Raw genomic sequence first — 655 nt, 5'->3', positions numbered from 1 at the left:
CTTGCCAGTGCGCTCGCTGTAGGCCTGCGGCTGGGTCTTGGCCCAGACGAGCGCCAGGCGCGCGAGTACCGTGATCGAGTCGACGAAGTAGGTGTCGTACTTCGCTAGTTGCGCGGGATCGCCGTAGCGCTCGCACACATGCCGGTAATGCGCCTCGGAGAACGGCGCATCCGCCGGCAGCGCCGGGTTCGGGCCGGCCAGGAACACCACGAGATCGCGGAACTCCGGCCAGGTGGTCGGGCGCACGCAGTCGCCGCACCAGTCCTTGACCGCCAGATCCCCGGCCTCGAGGTCGACGAACAGGGTCGATCCTTCCGGCAGCGTCTTGAGCTGGCTGGTCTTGCCGATGCCGCTCTTGCCCAGCAGCACGAGCTTGACGCCCTGCTTCTCCCGCAGCCGCTGGTCGGCGGTGATGATGGGAAGGGCCATCACGCCACCTCCTTCAGCCGCTCGGCCACCAGAGGGTTCCAGAGGATCTGGTAGCCGCTGTGCCCGTTGCGGGAGTACGGCATCGCCTCGGCCCAGGCCTCGCCGGCCTCGGTCAGCTCCCACTCGTCGCGCTCGTTGCGGAACTGCAGGCCGTGGTGGGCCAGGCGCTGGTTGGTGGCCTTGGCCGACAGGCCGAGCAGCCTGCCGAGCTGGGTGGCGTTGAGGG

Annotated in this window: 1 protein-coding gene and 1 pseudogene; both read right to left on the bottom strand. The window is 69.0% G+C overall.

What is annotated here, in order from left to right; translation table 11 throughout:
* The coding region (locus CTA01S_RS16310; protein WP_157451418.1) for an AAA family ATPase at positions 1-429 on the bottom strand (429 nt) is incomplete at its 3' end.
* Positions 429-655, bottom strand: a pseudogene (locus tag CTA01S_RS16305) (hypothetical protein); the annotation flags it as partial. The pseudogene CTA01S_RS16305 and the gene CTA01S_RS16310, both read right to left, overlap by 1 nt.

The sequence above is a fragment of the Caldimonas taiwanensis NBRC 104434 genome, from assembly GCF_001592165.1.
GTDB classification, from domain to species: domain Bacteria; phylum Pseudomonadota; class Gammaproteobacteria; order Burkholderiales; family Burkholderiaceae_C; genus Caldimonas; species Caldimonas manganoxidans.
Note: the sequence above shows the minus strand (reverse complement) of the source record. Positions and strands in the feature narration are given on the sequence as shown.